Raw genomic sequence first — 15,848 nt, 5'->3', positions numbered from 1 at the left:
GTATGTGGCTGATTTGTAAAGCTGCCTAAAGATATATTGTTCAAAAAATAAGCATAACTTGATCAATTTTTTGCGCCGATGGCCATGCAAGCCCCTCCTACACTTACAGAGCTAACGTTGTGTTCTCGTCTCTCCCGGGAGGAGGTCAAAATGAAAAAATCGCTTTCGCTCTGCGCTGGTCTGGCTTTCGCCACGCTCTCTTTTTCCGCGTTCTCCGCGCCGCAAATGCTGGACAATAATAACCAGCAGTTGCGTCCGGCGGGCACCGTATCCGCACAAGGCGCCCTGTCGCTGGACGATCTGGAAGATAAACTGGCGGAAAAAGCGCGCCAGGAAGGCGCCAGGGCCTATAAAGTGGAATCGGCTGGCGGCGAAAATCAGATGTACGGCACTGCCACCATTTACAAATAATCATCACGTTCCGGGCCCGCCTCAAGGCGGGCTTCGTCTGTCTGGCATAAGCCGCCCTGACCGCAGACATACCGGGTTAACAAAAGAGAGGGCGAAGCGTGCTATTACGCTTTACGAGACGCAGGCGTGAAAAAATGCGGCTTTCTTGCGGGGTAACCAATTGATTAACAATTATATTAACGATGATTCAAATTTTTAGAACAACCCTGTCAATTCTCTTCGATTTAATGTTTCGTCTTAAACGTCAATAATAAACACATCGACGGAACAACGTCACCACAACAGAATAAACTTCGAGAAAAAGCGCATGAAAACCGTAAAATATGCTGCCGCCGCCCTCCTTCTGTCCGCCGTTTCCAGCGCTTTTGCCGCCCAGGCTGTTAACCCTGCCGACGCACAGAACCTGCACAAAATCGGCGTGGTCTCGGCAACCGGCGCGACGACTCTTGATGGTCTGGAAGCCCGTCTGGCTGCCAAAGCCGAAGCGGCAGGCGCGAAGGCTTACAGCATCACCTCAGCCAACAACAACAATAAACTCAGCGGCACGGCGGTTATCTACAACTGATTTACCCTCAACTCTGACTCTGTATTAACCCTGTTGTTACCCTTTTGCCCGCCGCATCTGCCGCGGGCTTTTTTATGGGTATCAGAACGTCTCGTTGATTTTTATCCGCGCCGCGTCCATATCCGTCGCCTCTCCCGTCGCCACAAGGCAGCAGGCGAGCTGGGTTTTAATCGCTTCCGGCACCGGCTCAAGCCCGGCGGCGCAGCGCTCGGTCCAGCGCGCGGTCACTTCCGCCTCTTTCGACGCGGGCAAGGCTTCTACGCTGGTCTGGGCGTGACGTTCGCACAGCACCCGCTCGCCCGCCTCATCAATCCACGTTATCTGCGGGCAACGCTGCGGATTCGCATAAACTTCGCCTTCCGTGCCGTGCATCAGTAACGCGCGTCCGCCGATATCGGCAAAAAAGGCGGCGACCCGGCCAACATATTCCGGGTGTGAAACGCTGGAAAGCCGCAGCGCGCTGGCTTCAGCAAACGGCGTGGCGAGCTTCGCCAGCGTATGGGCGCTGTTGCGCACCCCCAGCCGCCAGCGCATGCCAAGCTGTTTTTCCAGCGGCGGACAGAGCGCGCTTACCGGAATATAAACAGGACGATGGCTTTCAAGCTTCGCCTGCGCCTGGCCTGCATGATGCGTTGCTTCAATGCCCATCAGGTTAAAGATGGTTTCCGTCAGCACCCGTGTCGGATCTTCGCTTACGCCATGCACCACCACCGGAAAGCCAAGCCGGCTTAGCAGCATCGCCAGCAATGGCGTCAGGTTCGCCTGCTTTCGCGCGCCGTTATAGCTTGGGATGACGACAGGCATGGGACGCGCTACCGGCGGCGTCAGGCGCCAGGTGTGCTGCTGCATCGCTTCATAAAAGCCGCGCATTTCGGCTTCGCCCTCGCCTTTAATGCGCAGCGCAATCAGGATGCCGCCCATTTCCAGGTCCGGCACCTCGCCGTTGAGCATATGGTTATAAAGGCTGCGCGCCGTATCGAGGTCGAGATCGCGGGCATGGTTTTTACCCCGGCCGATCTCTTTGATTATGTTGCGAAAATCCATAGCGTTTCTCCAGGCTGTCTGGGTAAAACTATAATCCGCGCAAATAAGATATCGCCAGCTATTTTTCTTTTCGCTTTCGACTGCCTTTTACAGGCGAACGCCGACGCGACGAACCGGCTTTCGTTTGCGGGCGCGGCAGGCTTTTCACTTCCGGCGCTTCAGGCTGTTCAATGGGGAAGACCGGCAGCGCGTCCAGCAAGCGCTTGCCGTAGCTTTTCGTCAGCAGACGGCGGTCATAAATCACCACTTCGCCCCAGCAGGCGTGGCTGCGAATAAGCCTGCCGACCTGCTGAATCAGGTTAAACGAGGCGGCAGGCAGGCTTTGCACTTCAAAGGGGTAGCGGTTGAGGCTTTTTAACCATTCGCCTTCCGTCACGACCACCGGACTGTCTACCGGCGGGAAGGCGATTTTATGGATGTGCACCTGGCTTAGCAGCTCGCCTTTTAAATCGAGCCCTTCAGCGAACGATTGCAGCCCCACCAGCACGCTGGTCTCGCCCTGCTCCACCCGTTTGCGGTGCAGCTCTACCAGCCGATAGCGCGGCTGATCGCCCTGCACCAGCAGCGTCAGGCGCAGGTCGGTCACGTAAGAAAGAAACGTCTGCATGGCGCGGTTGCTGGCGAACAGCACCAGCATCCCTTTATGCTCGCCCTTCGCCAGTTCGGCGCGGAAAAAGGCGGCCATCTCGGCGAGATGCAGCGCCTCGTGCTCCATCAGCGGTTCATGCTTCAGCCGCGGAATAACGATTTTTCCCTGCTCAATATGATTAAACGGCGAGTCGAGGCTCACAAACCTGTCGCCCGCTTTCTCTTTAAGCCCGCTCATCTCCTGCAACCGAGTAAAGCTGTTAAGCGAACGCAGCGTGGCGGAAGTCACTATCACATGCGGCACCTGCCGCCAGATAAGCTTTTCCAGCTGATCGCTAACGCGAATACCAACGCAGTGGAAGAAAATGTGCGGCTGCCCTTCCCGGGTTTCGCGCGTCACCCATTTCGTCACCGGCGCGCCGGAAGCCTGCGCCATCGCGGAGAGCCGCCACAGCTTGCTTTGCGCTTCAAAGTGTCCAAGCGCCCGGTTCATCTGCAACAGCACCCGATGCAGGCGCACAATGTCATGACTGCCGGTTTTCTCGCTCAGATCGTTTAAAAACAGCTCGGCAAGACCGCGCAGCGTGTCGGTGAGCTTCGCCAGCTGCTGGCAAATCACCATCACCTCTTCGGGCAGCTCGCCCATCGGGAAGCGGAACTCGCTCTCTTCGCCCGGCGGCAGATAAAGCGCGAGGATACGGTTGAGTGAAGCGATAAGCTCATAGACCTGTTCGCAGTGGTCCGCGAGACGCTCCGGCACGGCCAGCGGCGGCACGGTTTTCGGGCGGAATTGATCCATGCAGGTGGCGATGAGCTTGCAGAAAAGATCGAGCTGCAGACGGTTCCAGGGGGCGGTGATTTCCGCGCTCATCTCCAGCGCGTCGCGGGCGACATCCGGCAGATGGTGGCCTTCGTCCAGCACCAGCAGCAGGTTTTTCGGCTCCGGCAATACCGATTCGCTCTCCATCGCCGCCATCACCAGCGCGTGGTTGGCCACCACCACTTCCGCCTCCTGAATTTCGCGGCGCGCCACAAAGAACGGGCACTCCCGGTAGTATTGGCAGTTGCGGTTAAGGCAGCTCGCTTTATCGGTGCTGAGGCGCGCCCACAGGCCGTCATCGATAGCCTGATCGGTGTGGTCGCGCAGGCCGTCCCACTTGTAGCTGTCAAGGTCCGCCTTAAGCTTCGCGCAGCGCTGCTGCTCCTCTTTGCTGTTCGGCGTCAGCTCGTCGTCGAGAAACGCCAGCAGGTCTCCCTGGGCGGCGGTATCGGTGGAAAGCGCGGCGAGGTTGCGCGGACAGACGTAACGCCCGCGACCGAAGGCCGCGGTAAATTTCAGCTCCGGGATGATTTTGCGCAGCAGCGGCAAGTCTTTGCTGTAGATTTGATCCTGCAGCGCCACGTTCGCCGTGCTCACCACCAGCGTTTTTTGCTCGTCGCGAGCGATGGCGATGCCAGGGATAAGATAAGAAAGGGTTTTCCCGACGCCGGTAGGCGCCTCAATCGCCAGATGCCGCCCCTCATCGCCGCCGAGGGTTTTCGCCACTTCGGCAATCATCTGCCGCTGCGGTGGGCGCGGAATAAAGTCCGGGATCTGCTGCTGTAGCGCCTTATACCAGGCGGCGATTTGCGTTTTTTGCGTGCCAGAGAGGGCCATCGGGGAAACCAGATACTGTATAAACAGCCACTATTGTGGCACTTTTTCGCCCACGGCTGAACCCTTTTTTATTGGCGCCGAAGGTGCGGGTTTTCATTCTACTTCTCTGCGCAGAGGACTCGGGTGAGGAATATGTGAAGGCGGTGAAAGGTTCCGTTCGCCGCCGCGTCGCGTTAACCTGGAGTCGCGCATCCTGCGAATGTGTTAAGGGGGCTCGCCGCCCCCTTAACCATCCCGGCTCGCGGCAGAAAAGCAGCCGCGGAGGAAAAACCCTTCGCATTCGCGTCGGATTTTGGGGTTCGGGCTCTTCGTAGTGTGGGTCAGCGAAGCGCCACCCGCCCCTGCGCAGATAATTCCCTTATCCCCAAATGCAAAAAAGGTGGATGCGCGATGCGCACCCACCTTTTGCTGTCGACCGGGTTAACCGGTCCTTAACGCTTTACTCGCCGGACGGTTTGCGCGGCGCGCGGCGGCGACGAGCGCCTTCGCCGCCAGTGCGCGCGCCGTTGTCGCCCAGGCGACGCGGACGATCGCCTGCGGGCTTGCCTTCAGCGCCCTGACGGCGCGGGCGCTCGCCAGCTGGCTTTGCGCTTTCACCCTGCGGACGACGTGAACGTTCGCTTGCCGGTTTGGCGTTTTCTCCGCCTTCGCGGCGCTGCGGCTGACCGCGGCCGCCGCCCTGCCCCCGACCGCCGCGCTGCTGCTGGCGACCGTTGACGATAGGCTCCGCTTTGATGCTCGGGTCCGGCTCGAAGCCCGGGATCGCCAGGCGCGGAATTTCACGCTTGAGCAGGCGTTCGATGTCGCGCAGCAACTTATGCTCGTCCACGCACACCAGCGAAAGCGCTTCGCCGGTCGCCGCGGCGCGGCCGGTACGGCCGATGCGGTGCACGTAATCTTCCGGCACGTTCGGCAGCTCGTAGTTCACCACGTGCGGCAGCTCTTCAATATCCAAGCCGCGGGCGGCGATATCGGTCGCCACCAGCACGCGCAGGTCGCCGGACTTAAAGTCCGCCAGCGCCCGGGTGCGCGCGCCCTGGCTCTTGTTGCCGTGAATGGCGGCAGAGCGAATGCCGTCTTTGTTGAGCTGTTCGGCAAGGTGGTTGGCGCCATGTTTGGTACGGGTAAAGACCAGCACCTGCTGCCAGTTTTCTTTGCCGATAAGGTAAGAGAGCAGCTCCCGCTTGCGCTTCTTATCAACAAAATGCACCTGCTGCGACACCTGCTCTGAGGCGGTATTGCGCCGAGCCACTTCCACCTCTTCCGGGTTGTGCAGCAGCTTTTCCGCCAGCGCTTTAATGTCGTCGGAGAACGTAGCGGAGAACAGCAGGTTCTGGCGTTTAGCGGGCAGCTTCGCCAGCACGCGGCGAATATCGTGGATAAAGCCCATGTCGAGCATGCGGTCCGCTTCATCGAGCACGAGAATTTCCACGTGGTCGAGCTTCACCGCGTTCTGGTGTTCAAGGTCAAGCAGACGGCCCGGGGTCGCCACCAGCACATCCACACCGCCGCGCAGCTTCATCATCTGCGGGTTGATGCTCACGCCGCCAAACACCACCAGCGAGCGAATGTTGAGATATTTACTGTAATCGCGAACGTTTTCGCCCACCTGCGCCGCCAGCTCGCGGGTCGGGGTGAGGATCAGCGCGCGCACCGGGCGGCGGCTTTTAGCGTGCGGTTCATTCTGGGTAAGACGCTGCAGCAGCGGCAGCGTAAAGCCCGCCGTTTTACCGGTGCCGGTCTGGGCGCTCGCCATCAGATCGCGGCCGGACAGCACCACCGGGATCGCCTGGCGCTGAATGGGGGTCGGTTCGTGGTAGCCCTGTTCGGCAACCGCGCGAAGAATTTCCTGGCTTAAACCAAGTGAATCGAAAGACATATCTATTCCTGACTCGTCCCGACCGCAGAGGGTGTAGTTTCAGGGAGTCGAATGGCCGTCTGGCCGGAGCGGGACACAAACCACAATGTCGTGAAGGGCCGGAGTGTAGCAGTTTTTGTGAAGTACCGCATAAATTCTCATGCTTGCACCGCCTCGCAAAATAATTCGCTGGCGCTGGACGACGAATAAATCTTATACATAATCTTAATCAATCGATTGATTAACTTTGTGGTGCCCTATGAATAATTCCTCTTCGCCCTCCACCCAGCGCGGAGAACAGGCGCGAAACCAGCTTATCGCCGCCGCCATCGCTCAGTTTGGCGAATACGGTCTGCACGCCACCACGCGCGACATCGCCGCCGCTGCGGGGCAGAATATCGCCGCCATTACCTATTACTTCGGCTCGAAAGAGGATCTCTACATGGCTTCGGCGCAGTGGATAGCGGATTTCATTAGCCGCAACTTCCGCCCTCAGGCCGACGCCGCCGACGCGCTGCTTCGCCAGCCCGCGCCGGAGAAAGCCGCCATACGCGCCCTGATAGACGACGCTTGCCGCCAGATGATTCGCCTGCTGACGGCCGACGAAACGCTAAACATCAGCAAATTTATCTCCCGCGAACAGCTCTCCCCCACGCCAGCCTATCAACTGGTGCATACGCAGGTTATTTCCCCGCTGCACGAACATTTCACCCGGTTAATCGCCCGCTATACCGGCTGCGATGCGCAGGCCACCGAAACCATTTTGCACACCCACGCGCTGCTCGGCGAGATTCTGGCGTTTCGCCTTGGCCGGGAAACGATCCTGCTGCGTGCGGGCTGGACACAGTTTGATGAAGAGAGAGCCGCGAGCATTCACCGGGTGGTGGCGCGCCATATTGACTGGATTCTTGATGGCCTGACGCAAGGAGAGAAACCATGAAGAACAGAAAGCCGCTGTGGCTAATTTTGCTTGCGCTAGCCGTGCTGGCGGCCGCCTGGGGCGGCTGGCGCTGGTATGAGAGTCGACAGCGCGAGACGCTTACGCTATACGGCAACGTGGATATCCGCACCGTCAACCTGAGCTTTCGCGTCGGCGGGCGGCTTAGCGCGCTGGCGGTAGATGAAGGCGATACGGTAAAAGCCGGGCAGTTGCTTGGCGAACTCGACAAAGCGCCGTATGAAAACGCGCTGTTGCAGGCCGAAGCCAATGTCGCCACCGCCCAGGCGAAATATGAACTGGTGATGGCCGGCTACCGCGCGGAAGAGATAGCCCAGGCCGCCGCCGCGGTGCGCCAGGCGCAGGCCGCCTACGACTATGCGCAGAACTTTTTACAGCGCCAGCAGGGGCTGTGGCAACGGCGCGTTATCTCCGCCAACGACCTGGAGAATGCCCGCTCCTCGCGCGACCAGGCCCAGGCGCAGCTCAAATCGGCGCAGGATAAGCTAAGCCAGTTCCGCGCCGGGAACCGTCCGCAGGAAATCGCCCAGGCGAAAGCGAGCCTGCAACAGGCGCAGGCGCAGCTCGCCCAGGCGAAGCTTGATCTGCACGATACGCAACTGGCGGCGCCTTCCGACGGCGTGCTGCTGACCCGCGCCGTGGAGCCGGGCACGATGTTAAACGCCGGCGGCACGGTGTTGACCGTCTCGCTGACGCGCCCGGTCTGGGTGCGCGCCTATGTCGACGAGGTGAATTTAAGCCAGGTTCAGCCGGGCCGGGAGGTGTTGATCTACACTGACAGCCGCCCCGATAAGCCCTACCACGGCAAAATCGGCTTTGTCTCCCCCACCGCCGAATTTACGCCGAAAACCGTAGAAACCCCGGATCTGCGCACCGACCTGGTTTATCGCCTGCGCATTATCGTAAACGACGCGGACGACGCGCTGCGCCAGGGCATGCCGGTGACGCTCGCCTTTAGCGACGGGGCGCGCGATGAACGCCGTTGAGAACGCCATTCGCCTGCACGGGCTGGTTAAGCGTTTCCCGGGCATGGAGAAACCCGCCGTCGCCCGGCTGGATGCGGAAATTCTGCCGGGCGGCGTAACCGGGCTGGTGGGGCCGGACGGCGCGGGAAAAACCACCCTGATGCGCATGCTGGCCGGGCTGCTGCGTCCGGATGAAGGCGAAGCGCAGGTGGCCGGGCTCGATCCGCTGCGCGACGACCACGCCCTGCACGCCATACTCGGCTATATGCCGCAAAAATTCGGCCTGTATGAAGATTTAACGGTGCTGGAGAACCTGAATCTCTATGCCGACCTGCGCAGCGTCACCGGTGAGGCCCGCCGTGAAACCTTCAGGCGCTTGCTGGCGTTTACGGCGCTTGGTCCCTTTACCGGGCGTCTGGCGGGCAAGCTTTCCGGCGGCATGAAGCAGAAGCTCGGCCTCGCCTGCACGCTGGTGGGCCAGCCGAAAGTGCTGCTGCTTGATGAGCCCGGCGTCGGCGTCGACCCGATTTCACGGCGTGAGCTATGGCAGATGGTGCACGAGCTGGCGGGCGAAGGCATGCTTATTCTCTGGAGCACCTCCTATCTGGACGAGGCTGAACAGTGCCGCGACGTGCTGCTGATGAACGAAGGCGAACTGCTTTATCAGGGCGAGCCGAAGGCGCTTACGCAGCAGATGGCCGGGCGCAGCTTTCTGATGACCAGCCCCACAACCGGCAACCGTCAGCTGTTGCGCCAGGCGCTAAAGCGCCCGGAAGTGAGCGACGGCATGATTCAGGGCCGTTCGGTACGCCTGATTTTGCGCCGGGAGGCGAACGCGCAGACGCTAAAACAGGCGCTGGCGCCGATCCAGCTTGAGGAGACCGCGCCGCGCTTTGAAGACGCGTTTATCGATCTTTTAGGCGGCGCCGGCTCGCGAGAGTCGCCGCTCGGCGCCATCCTGCATACGGTTGAAGGCGAGGCTTGCGAGACGGTCATCGAGGCGCGCAGCCTGACCAAGCGATTTGGCGACTTCGCCGCCACCGATGACGTGAGTTTTACCGTTCAGCGCGGCGAAATTTTCGGCCTGCTCGGCCCTAACGGCGCGGGCAAATCCACCACCTTCAAAATGATGTGCGGCTTGCTGGTGCCCACATCAGGTAAGGCGCTGGTGCTGGGTATGGATCTGAAAACCAGCTCCGGCAAAGCGCGCCAGCATCTGGGCTACATGGCGCAGAAATTCTCGCTTTACGGCAACCTGACGGTAGAGCAGAACCTGCGCTTTTTCTCCGGCGTTTATGGCCTGCGCGGCCGGGCGCAGAACGACAAAATCGCCAGCATGAGCGAGGCTTTTGGCCTGAACGCGATTTTTCGCCAGCCTACCGACGCCCTGCCGCTCGGCTTCAAGCAGCGGCTGGCGCTGGCCTGCTCGCTGATGCACGAGCCGGACATTCTCTTTTTAGACGAACCCACCTCCGGCGTCGACCCGCTCACCCGCCGCGAGTTCTGGCTGCATATCAACAGCATGGTGGAAAAAGGGGTGACGGTGATGGTAACCACTCACTTTATGGACGAGGCGGAGTACTGCGACCGCATCGGGCTGGTCTATCACGGGCAGCTTATCGCCCACGGCACGCCGGATTCCCTCAAGCGCGAGGCGGCGCAGAGCGAGCAGGAAGACCCGACCATGGAGCAGGCGTTTATCCGGCTGATTGAGCAATGGGATAAGGAGCATGCGAAATGAGCGCTCACTCACAGGCGTTTTCCTGGCGACGCGTCCGCGCGCTGTGCGTCAAAGAGACGCGGCAGATCCTGCGCGACCCCAGCAGCTGGCTTATCGCCATGGTTATTCCGCTGCTGCTGCTTTTTATTTTCGGCTACGGCATAAACCTTGACTCCAGTCGCCTGCATGTGGGCGTTTTGCTGGAGGAGCGCAGCGAAGAGGCGCTGGATTTTACGCATGCCATCAGCGCCTCGCCCTTTATCGCCCCCACGGTCAGCAGCAATCGTCAGCAGTTAATCAACCTGATGCAGGGCGGAAAAATTCGCGGCATCGTGGTTATTCCGAACGACTTCGCCGCCCTCATGGCGCGCAGCGACGATACCGCCCCCGTGCAGGTGATAACCGACGGCAGCGAGCCCAACACCGCTAACTTCGTGCAGGGTTATCTGCAGGGGATCTGGCAAATCTGGCAGACCCAGCGCGCGCAAGACCGGGGCGAAAGCGTCGAGCCGCTTATCGATGTGCAGTTGCGCTACTGGTTTAACCCCGCCGCCATCAGCCAGCACTTTATTATTCCCGGTGCGGTGACCATCATCATGACGGTGATAGGCGCTATCCTCACGTCGCTTGTGGTGGCGCGTGAATGGGAGCGCGGAACCATGGAGGCGCTGCTTTCCACCGAAGTGACGCGCACCGAGCTGCTGCTCTGCAAGCTTATCCCCTACTATTTCCTCGGCATGCTGGCGATGCTGCTTTGCATGCTGGTCTCGGTCTTTATTCTGGACGTGCCTTACCGCGGCTCGCTGCTGTTGCTGTTTCTTATCTCCAGCCTGTTTTTACTCAGCACGCTGGGCATGGGGCTGCTTATCTCGACGCTCACCCGCAATCAGTTCAACGCCGCCCAGGTTGCGCTGAATGCGGCGTTTCTGCCGTCGGTCATGCTCTCGGGGTTTATTTTCCAGATAGACAGCATGCCTGCCGCCATACGGGTGGTGACCTGGATCATTCCGGCGCGCTATTTCGTCAGTACCCTGCAAAGCCTGTTTCTGGCGGGCAATATTCCGGCGGTGCTGGTAGTCAATACGCTCTTCCTGGTGGCTTCGGCCGTGGTGTTTATCGGGTTGACCTGGCTTAAAACCCGTCGGCGGCTCGATTAAGGAGGCAGAATGTTTTATCGCTTATGGACGCTTATCCGCAAAGAGTTGCAGTCGCTGCTGCGCGAGCCGCAGACCCGCGCCATCCTCATCATGCCAGTCTTGCTGCAGGTGCTGCTGTTCCCTTTCGCCGCCACGCTTGAGGTCACTAACGCCACTATCGCTATTTATAACGAAGACAACGGCGCGCACTCCATCGAGCTGACGCAGCGCTTCGCACGCGCTAAGGCTTTCAGCGAAGTACGAATGCTCAACAGCGCGCAGGCGATCCGCCCGACGCTCGACACGCAAAAAGCGCTGCTGCTGATCCGCTTTCCGGCGGACTTCTCCCGCAAGCTGTCGCGCTTTGAACCCGCGCCGCTGCAAATAATCCTCGACGGGCGCAACTCCAACAGCGCCCAGATAGCGGCCAACTATTTGCAGGAGATAGTGAAGGATTACCAACTGGAGTTGCTGGAGGGCAAGCCGAAGCCGAACAACAGCGAGCTGGTGGTGCGCAACTGGTATAACCCGAACCTGGATTACAAATGGTTCATTGTGCCTTCGCTTATCGCCATGATAACCACCATCGGGGTGATGATTGTCACCTCCCTTTCGGTGGCGCGGGAGCGCGAACAGGGCACGCTCGACCAGCTGCTGGTCTCGCCGCTGGCCACCTGGCAGATTTTTGTCGGCAAGGCGGTGCCGGCGCTGGTTGTGGCGACCTTTCAGGCCACTATCGTGCTGGGCGCGGGCATCTGGGGCTATGACATCCCCTTCTCAGGCTCGCTCGCGCTTTTTTACTTCACAATGCTTATCTACGGGCTGTCGCTGGTGGGCTTTGGGCTGTTGATTTCCGCGCTCTGCGCGACGCAGCAGCAGGCGTTTATCGGCGTGTTTGTCTTTATGATGCCAGCGATTTTGCTTTCCGGTTATGTCTCGCCGGTGGAGAACATGCCGGTGTGGCTGCAAAACCTCACCTGGGCGAACCCGATTCGTCACTTCACCGATATTACTAAAGCGATTTATTTAAAGGATGCGAGCCTGGAGATTATCTGGCGGAGCTTGTGGCCGCTACTGGTCATCGCGGCCACAACGGGGTCAGCGGCCTACGCGATGTTTCGGCGCAAAATCGCCTGAATGGCGCTTACGCTCTTTTACCAGCAACGAGACCAGCGCCGGGCCCGCCAGCATGGCGAGACCCGCCAGCGCCAGCAGCCAGTTGTTGTGCAGAACGCGGGAGAGCAGCCACAGCGCGATAAGCGACGTGCCGAAATACCAGGTGGTGGTGAGCTCTTCCAGAAAATCGCCCACATCGCGCCAGAGGCCTTCATGGTGGCGTTGCAGCATCAACATCAACAGCACCGTCACGCCGTAAAGCAGGCATAAACCCAGCCCGACGCGCACCAGCGAGCCGCTAAGCCAGCCGGCGACCAGAAGCGCGATAACCGCCAGATGCAGAACAATCTGCCAGCAACTCAGGCCCGTTACGACGCGAATTTGTTGTTGCCACCTCATGGCTTCCATCCTCCGGGATTTTTCACTGATAACTGAGAGTACCGCACTTTACGGAAAATTCCGTAAGCCCGCACCTTTTTGTGACTAAGACTACACTTTATTTCCATCAGGACAGCGAAACGTGACGGGAGAAACATGGCAGGGAAAACACAGCGATTTTCATTCAAAGTGCTCACCATCAACACGCACAAAGGATTTACCGCTTTTAACCGGCGCTTTATTTTGCCGGAACTACGGGATGCGGTAAGGACGGTTTCCGCAGATATTGTCTGCCTGCAGGAAGTCATGGGCGCGCATGAAGTGCATCCTATGCACGTCGAGAACTGGCCAGATACCACCCATTATGAGTTTCTGGCCGATACGATGTGGAGCGACTTCGCCTATGGGCGAAACGCCGTTTATCCGGAAGGGCATCACGGCAACGCGGTGCTCTCCCGCTTTCCGATTGAGCAGTATGAGAACCTGGACGTCTCGGTGGATGGGCATGAAAAGCGCGGGTTGCTGCACTGTCAAATCTCTCCCCCCTCGTTCGATAAAACGCTGCATGTTATTTGTGTTCATTTGGGCCTGAAGGAGACGCATCGTCAGGAACAGCTCAACATGCTGGCGGAGCTGGTGAACAGCCTGCCGGATGGCGAGCCGGTAGTGGTAGCGGGCGATTTTAACGACTGGCGACAGCAGGCGAACCGCTTTTTGCATCAGCACACGGGGCTTGATGAAGTGTTCACCCGGGCCTATGGCCGCCCGGCGCGCACATTTCCGGTTCGCTTCCCGCTGCTGCGCCTCGATCGCATCTACGTGAAAAACGCCACGGTCAGCGCCCCGACCGCGCTGCCGCTGCGTACCTGGCGACACCTTTCCGATCATGCCCCTCTGGCTGTGGAGATTCATCTATGAAACCCACCTGGCGCGATGGCAACCGCATACAGTTGCTCGAAAACGGGGATGAGTACTATCCGGCGGTGTTTGCCGCCATCAACAAAGCGAAAAGCAAAATTTTTCTCGAAACCTTTATCTGGTTCGAGGATGAGGTCGGCCGACAGCTGCACGCGGTGCTCCTGCGCGCGGCGCAGCGCGGCGTCAGCATTGAAGTGCTGCTGGACGGCTACGGCTCGCCGGACCTCAGCGACAGCTTCGTCAACGAGCTCACCGCCGCAGGCGTGATATTCCGCTATTACGACCCGCGCAAGCCGCTGTTCGGCATGCGCACCAACCTCTTTCGCCGCATGCACCGCAAAATCGTGGTGATAGACGGCGAGGTGGCTTTTGTCGGCGGCATTAACTACTCCGCCGAGCATATGTCCGACTACGGACCGGAAGCGAAGCAGGACTACGCCGTGCGGGTGGAAGGCCCGGTGGTGCAGGATATCTACCAGTTTGTGCTAAGCAACCTGCCGGAAAACGAGCAGGCGAGCCGCTGGTGGCGGCGTCGGCGTCAACAGGCGGCGGACAACACCACGCCGGGCGAAGCCCAGGCGCTGTTTGTCTGGCGCGACAACGAAGAGCACCGGGACGACATCGAACGTTATTACCTGAAAATGCTCGCCAACGCGAAGAAAGAGGTGATCATCGCCAACGCCTACTTCTTCCCCGGCTACCGTCTGCTGCACGCCATGCGCAATGCGGCGCGGCGCGGCGTGCGCGTGAAGCTAATCGTGCAGGGTGAGCCAGATATGCCTATCGTTAAAGTAGGCGCGCGACTGCTTTACAACTATCTGGTGAAAGGCGGCGTGCAGGTGTTTGAATATTTGCGTCGCCCGCTGCACGGTAAAGTGGCGCTGATGGATGACCACTGGGCAACGGTCGGCTCAAGCAACCTTGACCCGCTGAGCCTCTCTCTCAATCTGGAGGCGAACCTTATCATCCATGACCGGCATTTTAACCAGACGCTGCGCGACAACCTTAACAGGCTTATCCGCGAAGATTCTAAACGGGTTGATGAAAGCATGCTGCCGCGGCGTACGTGGTGGAATCTGACGAAAAGCGTGCTGGCGTTCCACTTTTTGCGCCACTTCCCGGCGCTGGTCGGCTGGCTGCCTGCCCACACACCGCGGCTGGCGCTGGTTAACCCGCCCGTGCAACCTGAAATCGAGACCCAGGACCGGGTTGAGACGGATAATCCGGGAGTAAAACCCTGATGGCGAAATCACATCCGAAATGGCGTAAAGCGAAAAAGATCCTCACCTGGCTGTTCTTTATCGCCGTTATTGTCCTGATTGTGCTTTATGCGCAAAAAGTGGACTGGGAAGAGGTATGGAAGGTTATCCGCGATTACAATCGCACCGCGCTGTTAAGCGCCATCGCGCTGGTGATTGTCAGCTATGTGCTGTACGGCTTTTACGACCTGCTCGGGCGCGCCTACTGCGGCCATAAGCTGGCCAAAAGGCAGGTGATGCTGGTGTCGTTTATCTGCTACGCCTTTAACCTGACGCTCAGTACCTGGGTGGGCGGCGTGGGGATGCGCTACCGGCTCTATTCACGGCTTGGGCTGCCAGGCAGCACTATCACGCGCATCTTCTCGCTCAGCATCACCACCAACTGGCTTGGCTACATTCTGCTGGGCGGGGTGATCTTCAGCATCGGCGTCGTTCAGTTGCCCCCACACTGGTATATCAATGAAAGCACGCTGCGCATTATTGGTCTCGCGCTGCTGGCGTTTATTGGTTTTTATCTCTGGGCCTGCGGGTTTGCAAAACGCCGCCATATGACCATCAAAGGACAGAAGCTGGTCTTGCCGTCGTGGAAGTTCGCTATCGTCCAGTTGCTTATCTCCAGCGCGAACTGGATGGCGATGGGGGCGATAATCTGGCTGTTGCTCGGCCAGCAGGTGGACTATTTCTTCGTGCTGGGTGTGCTGCTGGTGAGCAGCATCGCCGGGGTTATCATCCATATTCCGGCGGGCATCGGCGTGCTGGAAGCGGTGTTTATCGCCCTGCTGGCGGGCGAACATGTCAGCCATGGCGCCATCATCGCCGCCCTGCTCGCCTATCGCATGCTCTATTTCTTCGCTCCGCTGCTCATCGCCATCATCTGTTATCTGGTGCTGGAAAGCCGCGCGAAGAAGCTGCGGGCGAAAAACGAGAAAAAGCTCGCCAGCGCAGAGCAGAAGTCCGGCACGCCGGATGAGAACCGGGTGGAGAGCCATGCGAAAGAGGCGCGCTTTACGCCGAGAGAAGGAGAGGTAAAAGGGTAAGCGCGGCGCTCAGGCGACAAGCTATAAGGCGGGTGGCGCGACGCTAACCCGCCCTGCAAAACCAAAACCGTTCTCCTGCCACCGCGGCAATGCCCTCCCCACGCTGACTACGGCGGCGCCCATTCAGGGCCGCCTGTGGGAATGCCCGTCGCTGACGTGTGGCCTTTCGCGCCGGGTCACACGTCAGCGCGCACCTTGCCCCGCGCATAAAAAAACCCTCCGCAGAGGGTTTTTATCC

14 protein-coding genes are annotated in these 15,848 nt (G+C 59.4%); 10 read left to right on the top strand and 4 right to left on the bottom strand.

Annotation, left to right across the window (positions count from 1 at the left end; translation table 11 throughout):
* Positions 1 to 150: 150 nt before the first annotated feature.
* Positions 151 to 411 (top strand): multiple stress resistance protein BhsA, encoded by a 261-nt coding sequence (bhsA, locus tag ACU4F7_RS07015; RefSeq protein ID WP_481638317.1) that lies wholly within the window; start codon positions 151 to 153, stop codon positions 409 to 411.
* Between the two features lie 307 nt (positions 412 to 718).
* On the top strand, positions 719 to 976 hold the full coding sequence (gene ybiJ, locus ACU4F7_RS07010) for a DUF1471 family protein YbiJ (protein WP_481638316.1): 258 nt from the start codon (positions 719 to 721) through the stop codon (positions 974 to 976).
* A gap of 81 nt (positions 977 to 1,057) precedes the next feature.
* On the opposite strand, the gene ybiB is transcribed toward ybiJ, so the two are convergent.
* From ybiB to rhlE, 3 genes are all read right to left on the bottom strand, one after another.
* Entirely contained in the window at positions 1,058 to 2,020 is a 963-nt protein-coding gene (gene ybiB, locus ACU4F7_RS07005) for a DNA-binding protein YbiB (protein ID WP_029592297.1), read from the bottom strand.
* 58 nt (positions 2,021 to 2,078) lie between these two features.
* Positions 2,079 to 4,265, bottom strand: coding sequence for an ATP-dependent DNA helicase DinG (gene dinG / locus ACU4F7_RS07000; protein WP_481638315.1), 2,187 nt, complete (start codon positions 4,263 to 4,265; stop codon positions 2,079 to 2,081).
* 439 nt (positions 4,266 to 4,704) lie between these two features.
* Positions 4,705 to 6,144: an ATP-dependent RNA helicase RhlE gene (rhlE, locus tag ACU4F7_RS06995; protein WP_481638314.1), complete on the bottom strand. Its 1,440-nt coding sequence runs from the start codon at positions 6,142 to 6,144 to the stop codon at positions 4,705 to 4,707.
* Between the two features lie 238 nt (positions 6,145 to 6,382).
* Here rhlE and cecR point away from each other — a divergent pair, with 238 nt between their 5' ends.
* From cecR to ACU4F7_RS06970, 5 genes are read left to right on the top strand one after another with little or no spacing between them, the layout of a single operon-like run.
* Positions 6,383 to 7,063, top strand: a complete 681-nt coding sequence (cecR, locus tag ACU4F7_RS06990) for a transcriptional regulator CecR (protein ID WP_029592294.1) — start codon at positions 6,383 to 6,385, stop codon at positions 7,061 to 7,063.
* A complete protein-coding gene (gene hlyD / locus ACU4F7_RS06985; protein ID WP_481638313.1) occupies positions 7,060 to 8,067 on the top strand; it encodes a secretion protein HlyD in 1,008 nt (335 codons plus the stop codon). Before cecR ends, hlyD begins: the two co-directional genes overlap by 4 nt.
* The gene (locus tag ACU4F7_RS06980; protein ID WP_481638312.1) at positions 8,054 to 9,787 is read left to right on the top strand and encodes an ATP-binding cassette domain-containing protein; all 1,734 of its coding nucleotides are present in this window, start codon (positions 8,054 to 8,056) and stop codon (positions 9,785 to 9,787) included. The genes hlyD and ACU4F7_RS06980 overlap by 14 nt, the downstream gene beginning before the upstream one ends.
* Positions 9,784 to 10,923 carry an ABC transporter permease gene (locus ACU4F7_RS06975; RefSeq protein ID WP_029592291.1) on the top strand — a complete coding sequence of 380 codons (1,140 nt, stop codon included), beginning with the start codon at positions 9,784 to 9,786 and terminating at the stop codon, positions 10,921 to 10,923. Before ACU4F7_RS06980 ends, ACU4F7_RS06975 begins: the two co-directional genes overlap by 4 nt.
* 9 nt (positions 10,924 to 10,932) lie before the next feature.
* The gene (locus ACU4F7_RS06970; RefSeq protein ID WP_481638311.1) at positions 10,933 to 12,039 is read left to right on the top strand and encodes an ABC transporter permease; all 1,107 of its coding nucleotides are present in this window, start codon (positions 10,933 to 10,935) and stop codon (positions 12,037 to 12,039) included.
* Here ACU4F7_RS06970 and ACU4F7_RS06965 read toward each other — a convergent pair.
* A complete protein-coding gene (locus ACU4F7_RS06965) occupies positions 12,001 to 12,417 on the bottom strand; it encodes a YbhQ family protein (protein ID WP_024560731.1) in 417 nt (138 codons plus the stop codon). The genes ACU4F7_RS06970 and ACU4F7_RS06965 overlap by 39 nt on opposite strands.
* 135 nt (positions 12,418 to 12,552) lie before the next feature.
* Here ACU4F7_RS06965 and ACU4F7_RS06960 point away from each other — a divergent pair, with 135 nt between their 5' ends.
* From ACU4F7_RS06960 to ACU4F7_RS06950, 3 genes are read left to right on the top strand one after another with little or no spacing between them, the layout of a single operon-like run.
* A complete protein-coding gene (locus ACU4F7_RS06960; RefSeq protein WP_029592289.1) occupies positions 12,553 to 13,314 on the top strand; it encodes an endonuclease/exonuclease/phosphatase family protein in 762 nt (253 codons plus the stop codon).
* The gene (clsB, locus tag ACU4F7_RS06955; RefSeq protein WP_029592288.1) at positions 13,311 to 14,555 is read left to right on the top strand and encodes a cardiolipin synthase ClsB; all 1,245 of its coding nucleotides are present in this window, start codon (positions 13,311 to 13,313) and stop codon (positions 14,553 to 14,555) included. Before ACU4F7_RS06960 ends, clsB begins: the two co-directional genes overlap by 4 nt.
* Positions 14,555 to 15,610: a lysylphosphatidylglycerol synthase transmembrane domain-containing protein gene (locus ACU4F7_RS06950; RefSeq protein WP_024555963.1), complete on the top strand. Its 1,056-nt coding sequence runs from the start codon at positions 14,555 to 14,557 to the stop codon at positions 15,608 to 15,610. The genes clsB and ACU4F7_RS06950 overlap by 1 nt, the downstream gene beginning before the upstream one ends.
* The last annotated feature ends 238 nt before the right edge of the window (positions 15,611 to 15,848 follow it).

It is taken from the genome of Franconibacter pulveris (assembly GCF_056780215.1).
Note: the sequence above shows the minus strand (reverse complement) of the source record. Positions and strands in the feature narration are given on the sequence as shown.

Bases quoted from the DNA above. Each gene is read 5' to 3' on its own strand.
- bhsA (WP_481638317.1), top strand. From the start codon at position 151: ATGAAAAAATCGCTTTCGCTCTGCGCTGGTCTGGCTTTCGCCACGCTC.
- ybiJ (WP_481638316.1), top strand. From the start codon at position 719: ATGAAAACCGTAAAATATGCTGCCGCCGCCCTCCTTCTGTCCGCCGTT.
- ybiB (WP_029592297.1), bottom strand. From the start codon at position 2,020: ATGGATTTTCGCAACATAATCAAAGAGATCGGCCGGGGTAAAAACCAT.
- dinG (WP_481638315.1), bottom strand. From the start codon at position 4,265: ATGGCCCTCTCTGGCACGCAAAAAACGCAAATCGCCGCCTGGTATAAG.
- rhlE (WP_481638314.1), bottom strand. From the start codon at position 6,144: ATGTCTTTCGATTCACTTGGTTTAAGCCAGGAAATTCTTCGCGCGGTT.
- cecR (WP_029592294.1), top strand. From the start codon at position 6,383: ATGAATAATTCCTCTTCGCCCTCCACCCAGCGCGGAGAACAGGCGCGA.
- hlyD (WP_481638313.1), top strand. From the start codon at position 7,060: ATGAAGAACAGAAAGCCGCTGTGGCTAATTTTGCTTGCGCTAGCCGTG.
- ACU4F7_RS06980 (WP_481638312.1), top strand. From the start codon at position 8,054: ATGAACGCCGTTGAGAACGCCATTCGCCTGCACGGGCTGGTTAAGCGT.
- ACU4F7_RS06975 (WP_029592291.1), top strand. From the start codon at position 9,784: ATGAGCGCTCACTCACAGGCGTTTTCCTGGCGACGCGTCCGCGCGCTG.
- ACU4F7_RS06970 (WP_481638311.1), top strand. From the start codon at position 10,933: ATGTTTTATCGCTTATGGACGCTTATCCGCAAAGAGTTGCAGTCGCTG.
- ACU4F7_RS06965 (WP_024560731.1), bottom strand. From the start codon at position 12,417: ATGAGGTGGCAACAACAAATTCGCGTCGTAACGGGCCTGAGTTGCTGG.
- ACU4F7_RS06960 (WP_029592289.1), top strand. From the start codon at position 12,553: ATGGCAGGGAAAACACAGCGATTTTCATTCAAAGTGCTCACCATCAAC.
- clsB (WP_029592288.1), top strand. From the start codon at position 13,311: ATGAAACCCACCTGGCGCGATGGCAACCGCATACAGTTGCTCGAAAAC.
- ACU4F7_RS06950 (WP_024555963.1), top strand. From the start codon at position 14,555: ATGGCGAAATCACATCCGAAATGGCGTAAAGCGAAAAAGATCCTCACC.